Source organism: Bradyrhizobium sp., assembly GCF_049586575.1.
Taxonomy (GTDB): domain Bacteria; phylum Pseudomonadota; class Alphaproteobacteria; order Rhizobiales; family Xanthobacteraceae; genus Bradyrhizobium.
Map to the genome: position 1 here is coordinate 1 of NZ_JBAVCF010000476.1, position 6,222 is coordinate 6,222.

7 protein-coding genes and 2 pseudogenes are annotated in these 6,222 nt (G+C 61.8%); 4 read left to right on the forward strand and 5 right to left on the reverse strand.

The features are described from left to right. A partial coding sequence (locus tag WB528_RS18285) for a lytic murein transglycosylase (RefSeq protein WP_423889801.1) occupies window positions 1-769 on the reverse strand: 769 nt, incomplete at its 3' end. Between the two features lie 176 nt (window positions 770-945). After that, window positions 946-1,743, reverse strand: coding sequence for a lytic murein transglycosylase (locus WB528_RS18290; protein WP_423889802.1), 798 nt, complete (start codon window positions 1,741-1,743; stop codon window positions 946-948). Between the two features lie 279 nt (window positions 1,744-2,022). On the opposite strand from WB528_RS18290, the pseudogene WB528_RS18295 reads away from it, so the two are divergent. After that, window positions 2,023-2,298: pseudogene (locus tag WB528_RS18295) on the forward strand (L-2-amino-thiazoline-4-carboxylic acid hydrolase); the annotation flags it as partial. 121 nt (window positions 2,299-2,419) lie between these two features. On the opposite strand, the pseudogene WB528_RS18300 reads toward WB528_RS18295, so the two are convergent. Then, a pseudogene (locus tag WB528_RS18300) lies at window positions 2,420-2,590 on the reverse strand (alpha/beta fold hydrolase); the annotation flags it as partial. Window positions 2,591-3,180: 590 nt separating this feature from the next. On the opposite strand from WB528_RS18300, the gene WB528_RS18305 reads away from it, so the two are divergent. The 3 genes from WB528_RS18305 to WB528_RS18315 all read left to right on the forward strand — a co-directional run bounded on the left by WB528_RS18305 (window position 3,181) and on the right by WB528_RS18315 (window position 4,231). Then, a complete protein-coding gene (locus tag WB528_RS18305) occupies window positions 3,181-3,390 on the forward strand; it encodes a hypothetical protein (protein ID WP_423889803.1) in 210 nt (69 codons plus the stop codon). Between the two features lie 106 nt (window positions 3,391-3,496). Beyond that, on the forward strand, window positions 3,497-3,733 hold the full coding sequence (locus WB528_RS18310) for a hypothetical protein (protein WP_423889804.1): 237 nt from the start codon (window positions 3,497-3,499) through the stop codon (window positions 3,731-3,733). Window positions 3,734-3,883: 150 nt separating this feature from the next. Then, window positions 3,884-4,231, forward strand: coding sequence for a c-type cytochrome (locus tag WB528_RS18315; protein ID WP_423889805.1), 348 nt, complete (start codon window positions 3,884-3,886; stop codon window positions 4,229-4,231). A gap of 63 nt (window positions 4,232-4,294) precedes the next feature. Here the strand turns inward: WB528_RS18315 and WB528_RS18320 are convergent, their stop codons facing one another. Both WB528_RS18320 and WB528_RS18325 read right to left on the reverse strand, forming a co-directional pair. Then, window positions 4,295-5,227 carry a DUF2778 domain-containing protein gene (locus WB528_RS18320; protein WP_423889807.1) on the reverse strand — a complete coding sequence of 311 codons (933 nt, stop codon included), beginning with the start codon at window positions 5,225-5,227 and terminating at the stop codon, window positions 4,295-4,297. Window positions 5,228-5,605: 378 nt separating this feature from the next. Continuing rightward, on the reverse strand, window positions 5,606-6,222 hold a 617-nt coding region (locus WB528_RS18325; protein ID WP_423889806.1), incomplete at its 5' end, for a sigma-70 family RNA polymerase sigma factor.

Sequence of the window (6,222 nt, forward strand, 5' to 3'; positions counted from 1 at the left end):
TCTTTCGATAGATCACCGCGTGATTCCACTCGCGCATCGCCTCGAAGTTCGCCGAGCCATCGCCGTAAGGCGCGCCCATCTTGAAGCCGTTGGTGTGCAGGAGATTGGCGGTCGAGGCGAGCACGTCAGCGACGCTGTGGCGCAGATCGACGCGGCCGTCGCCGTCGAAATCGACGCCGTATTTGATGTAGGACGACGGCAGGAATTGCGTCTGTCCGATTTCGCCGGCGTAGGCGCCGATCATTTCGTGCAAAGGCAGATCGCCGCGCTGGAGGATCTGCAGCGCGGCCAGCAGTTCGCCCTGGAACAGTTCGGTGCGGCGGCAATCATGCGACATGGTCGCAAGCACGCGAAACACCGGCAGCTTCCCCATGTCGCCCTTGCCGAAATCGCTCTCCAGCCCCCAGATCGCGACCAGTATCTGCCGCGGCACGCCGTATTTGGCCTCGACGCTCGAAAGCAGCGGCGCATAGCGTCGCAGCATCGCGCGCCCGCCATTGATGCGGCCGGGACCGACGCGGGTGGCGACATATTGCTCGAAGGTTTTGGTGAAGGTGCCGCGCTGGCGGCGATCGAAGGCGAGCACGCCAAAGTCCTGCTGTACCCCGCCAAGCGCCTGCGCGATCGTCGCCTGCGAGATGCCGGCGTTCGCCGCATCCACCGAGATGTTCTGCACGAAGGTGTTGAAATCGCCGCCGCAGCGGGCGGCAAGCGCGGGCGAGGACGCGATGAAGGCAATCAGGCAAATGGCGAGACGAAGTCGGTGCATGGGAGATCCTATAGCTGCGCGCGCGTCACCATGACATGCCGAGTGCGATCGTCAAAACCAACCAACCTCATCCTGAGGAGCCGCGATAGCGGCGTCTCGAAGGATGGCCGCGACGACCTCATGGTTCGAGACGGCGCTTCGCACCTCCTCACCATGAGGTTCACGATATTGGGGACTCACTCCCCGCCGTCGATCTGGCGGCCCATCAGCGCGATGGCCTTCTGATAGACCTGGGCGGCATTCCATTGCTCGATCGCCGCGAAGTTCGGCTCGCCCGGTTGATAACCGGCGCCAGCGCGCCAGCCATGGGCTTTGAGGAAATTTGCGGTCGAGGACAGCGCGCCGGAGGCGCTTTCGAGATTGCCGACACCGTATTCCAGCATCGTCTTGGGCAAAAATTGCGTTTGGCCGATCTCGCCATGCATCGAGCCACGTTGATTCCCCGACAGCGTGCCGCGATCGATCAGCTTCAGCGCCGCGTAAAGCTGGTCGGTGAAATATTCCGGCCGACGGCAGTCATAGGCGAGCGTTGCAATCGAAGACAACATGTTCTGGTTGCCACGCTGGCTGCCGAACGCGGTCTCCATGCCCCAGATCGCGATCAGCGGCCCCGGCGGCACGCCGTAGCGCTGCTCGATCGAGGCGAACAGCGCCGCGTTCCGCTGCTTCATGGCACGGCCGCGCGCCACGATCGCGGCCGCACCGCGCTTGACGAGGAACTGGTCGAGCGAGAGCTTGAAACTGTGCAGGCTGCGATCGGCGGCGATCGTCGCGCTGACGTAATTCGTCCCCATCAGCGCCGCGACGCCCGCGCCGCCAATGCCCTTTGCCCGCGCCTCGCCTGCGAATTGCTGTTTCCAGGCTTCGAAGCCGCCGGGTCCGTTGCCGCATTGGGCGGCGCTGGCTTGCGAATTAAGACAGGCGAGTAGCGCCAGCGTTGAAAAAACGGCGGTCAATCCCTTGCTTTTCGTCATCAGAAAATTCCTGGCTTTGCGATGTCCTGCGCCCTGATCAGCTTAGCGTAACATGGGGCGTGGTCTAGGGCGTGTCTCATAAGTTGAAGTTCGTGAGCGCGGCCCGATCCAAGTCCGCTACTTGCGCCAAAAGCGGATCTGCAGCGGTGGATTGTCGAGTATGTCTACAACAGGCTGATTGTGTTAGAGGGGTGTCCAATGGCTGAGATCATCCATCCCTTTTACAAGCAGCAACGCGGCGCAATGGAGGCTGCCATGCGCCATCGCCTCGATCTTGCCGCTGCAAAAAGCCATCAGAAAGAGTTTTTGGAAGATTTCGTCTACGATTTCGTCGAGCCGGGCCCGGGCGACAACTTTGAATTCGCCATCAACTACAAAGCTTGCGGCTTTTGCAAATTTGCGGCTCGCCATGGCGACAAAGAAATCTTGCCGAACATTTGCGGGCTCGATTTCGACGCCTATGCAACGCGGGGCATCCACCTGGAAAGGACACAAACGTTGGCTGGCGGCGCGGACCACGGCAATTTCCGATTCTCGCGGCTCCCGTCGGACTAGTAGAACGACGTACATGTGCGCTTCGGGTCACTCGCGTCGCTTCCAAACGTAGTTGCGATTGCGCCGATAGCGACAGGCTTTCACCCGCCGTTCATCGTTGGTCAGATGCTCGACTGCCGCCTTAGCGCTTCAGAAACTCGCAGATGGCTTGGCCGATCCCGCGCACATGGGTTTCGAGCGCGAAATGGCCGGGATCGAAGAAACGCACGATGGCGTTCGGGATATCGCGCTTGAACGCTTCGGCGCCCGGCGGCTGGAAGAACGGATCGTGCTTGCCCACGTCGAGCAAGAACTCGGCATCAAACCCTCCGACATGTGCCTGATCGCATGCCACACCTGGGATACGCTCGGCGCCGTCGCGGCGGGATGGGAAGCAGCGCTGATCAAGCGCGTCGGCAACGATGTGCTCGGCGTCGGCCCCCAGCCGAACATTGTCGGCAACAGCCTCGATGACGTCGCCAATCAGCTGATCGCGCGGCACGCAGCGGGGTAGTGTCGGCGGTGAAAAGGCCCAACCGGTGGCGGTGTTGTCTTGTGAGCTTGACGAGAGCAACCCTCGCGGCATGCGTCGCATTTGTAGACGTCGAGCGGCTGCTTCTTGCCCATCTGAGGCAGTTCTCCGACACGCAGCATAGCGAGCCCGCACTTCGGGCACCTTGGAGGCGCAACATGTGTGGATGACGGCATGATGCGTGCCGGTATCAAGCCGGCCACCTCGGGTCGCCTGCCGTTAGTTACGGGGCTGCCAGCCAAGGCGAGCTTCGCTTGTTGTTCGGCCAATAACTTGCGGAGCGTGGCTGCGTTCAGCGCGTCAACTTCGGCTTGACTCGACAAGAACAAAATAAGAACATGAAGCCGAGCCGATCAATTGGGAAGAGCGTCATGCCTTCGGAAACTCTGCCGAATGAAGAAGACGCTTGCGAGTTTGAGGCTGCGATTGACCACGCCATCGCGGCCTGCGGCGGCGATGCGCGCGCGACCATCGGCGCGCTGATCGTCGCAAACAGTTTTCTTGAAACGGAAGTCGAGGAATTGAAGAAGGCGGTCTCGCACGCCTACGTGCGCGGAAGGTTTCAGACCTATACGGGATAGTGGAATCCGTTGAGCTATCGGACCAGTGCGAGCGGCTAAGTTTACCAGCCGCGAATTCCCGCTATTTTCGTTTGACAGCGGCATCCGTATCGATAACAAGCCGCTCATGCCAAAGAAACCCGGGACCAATCCCAAAGGCGAATTCGCCTTTTTTGACGTCATCTATGAAGACGATTCCCAGCGCTCCAACCGCCGCGTGCCATCCGAACTGCTCGGCGGACTGGACGGCGACGAGCCCGCGCGCGCGTTCATCCGCGAGCAGGATCGCGAAATCGCCGAGAAATCCGGGCGGCCGGTTCTTGAGATCAAGAGCATCCGGCGGGTCGGGGCGAAGAAGAAGTAGCCGGCGAATTGCGTCCTGAACGCCATCGTCCACAGATCAGCACGATGTCCGTGGAACCGCTGTCGCGTTTTTGACTTTCTTCAGCCATAAGCACTTAAATCAACGGCTCTATCAGGTTGGTTTTCCTGGGAGCGAGGGGACGACTGCGACATGAAACCATCATCGAAATTTTCGGCGTGGCCGGCGCTGGGCCGCGGCGTGTTGGTCCTCGGAGCGCTTGCCTCGTGGAGCGGCCCCGCCGCACAAGCCCAGAACATCGATGAAGGCAAATCGGCGACGCAGTTGTATGCGGCGACCTGCGCGGCGTGTCATCGCAACCCGGGCGCGCTGGCCAAGGGGCGCTTCCGTCCTGTCCTGTTTACGTTCCTGCACGACCACTACACGACGAGTGCGGCAGAGGCCTGGTCGCTGGCTTCCTATCTGGCGTCGGTGGATGCGCCGGCGCGGTCGCGAACAGGCAAGAAGACAAGCAAGCGCCTGCCGGCCCAGTCGAATTGAGATTTTGCGGGTCAAGAAGCCGGCTTTGGCCGATTCACTTCTCTCGAAAACGCTTCCAGCGGATCACTCGGCGTTCTGCTGGGCCAGGATGATGGCCTTCACGCTGGGAACGACCGCAATGCGGGTGAACTGGCCGTCGTTGAAGGCCCTGAGAAACCGGTCGTAGTCCCTGACCGAGATGCAGCCGTTGGAATCGCCGTTGGGGCCGAGCATGTAGCTGTGCACGAGCAGGCCCGAGCGGCCGCCGATATCGCTGCCGTCGGCAGGGGTCATGCGCAGCGCGGCAACGCCGTGAAAGTCCTTTTCGCGTGGCTTCAGCGAATAGACAGCCGGCGGCGTCGCACCTGTCATGTGGACGGAAACATGATCGGGATCGTCGCGCAGGCTGCCCATGCCTGAATGCGCTTCGAGCACGGTCCCGTTCGGCAGATAAACGGCATGCGCCGTGAGGTCATAGACGGCGGTCTCATTGTCATAGCCGAGCGCAGCCAGGTCCGGTGCCTTGCCAAGCCCGAGCGAGGCCAGCGTCACACGGGTCTTCACCATGTCCGAAAGCTTCTGCAACACCGAACGCTCGGCCGGCTGAGGCAGCGGGTTCTCGGTCGGTGTGTTGACCGATACCGTTGTTGCCAAGGCCATGGCCTGGCTCGTTTGCGCCAGCTGGTCCGCCACGACAGGACGGGCTCGCGGCAGCGGAATTCCGGGCGAAGCCGGCGCCGGCTCGTTCATGGCGACGGCTGGCGCCGCCGGCTCATCGTCGGCAATTGCGGTCCGAAGATCCTGCGGCCAGCGCGACGCAAGCGCCTCCCGGGCGGTCGAGAATTGCGACTCTACCCTCGCGAGGATCGAACGTTTCAGCGGCTGCAGGGCGGCCCTGTCAGCAGACGCCGTCCCGGGAATGAAACGATCCTCGAAGCTGGCGCGATCGGCATTTACCGGGAGCGCCGCGGAAGCGAGCGTTGGAAATTCGGTATTGGTAATCCAGGCGGCAATCATCAGGGACAAACCGACCGCGGCCAAGGCCAGCAGGAGGGTGCTGAGTCGTCCCGAACGCCGCGGCGGCGTTTTACGGGCAGGCGACGCCTTCCGCGCTGGCGACGGCTTACGAGCCATCGCAGCGTTAGCAGCCATCGAGTCCCCAATTTTACCTCGACGAGGCGGCAACCAGAATCCCCCACGGATCAGTCGAGTAGTCGCGCTCCAAGTACTGCCCAACAGTAAGGCATATTCGAGACGAATCCAGCCTGATTCGACCTTTCAAGACGGTAAAAATGGTGGTTTTTGCCCGCCTGCGCCTTGTCCTGACGGGCAAAAAACCCGTACGGCCCCGGGGTCATCCCCGGCAAGGCCGGGGACGGACACCCGAGAACTTCCTCAGTTATCCAGAAACGACCGCAGTTTCCGCGACCTTGATGGGTGCTTGAGCTTCCGCAGCGCCTTCGCCTCGATCTGGCGGATGCGTTCGCGGGTCACCGAGAACTGCTGGCCGACTTCCTCCAGCGTGTGGTCGGTGTTCATGCCGATGCCAAAGCGCATGCGAAGCACGCGCTCCTCGCGCGGCGTGAGCGAGGCCAAGACCCGCGTCGTGGTCTCGCGCAGGTTGGACTGGATCGCCGCGTCGATGGGCAGGATCGCGTTCTTGTCCTCGATGAAGTCGCCGAGGTGGGAATCCTCTTCGTCGCCGACCGGGGTTTCGAGCGAGAGCGGCTCTTTCGCGATCTTGAGAACCTTGCGCACTTTCTCCAGCGGCATGCCGAGCTTTTCGGCGAGTTCTTCCGGCGTCGGCTCGCGGCCGATTTCATTCAGCATCTGGCGCGAGGTGCGTACGATCTTGTTGATGGTCTCGATCATGTGCACGGGAATGCGGATGGTGCGGGCCTGGTCCGCAATGCTCCGCGTGATCGCCTGCCGGATCCACCAAGTCGCATAGGTCGAGAACTTGTAGCCGCGGCGGTATTCGAACTTATCGACCGCCTTCATCAGGCCGATAT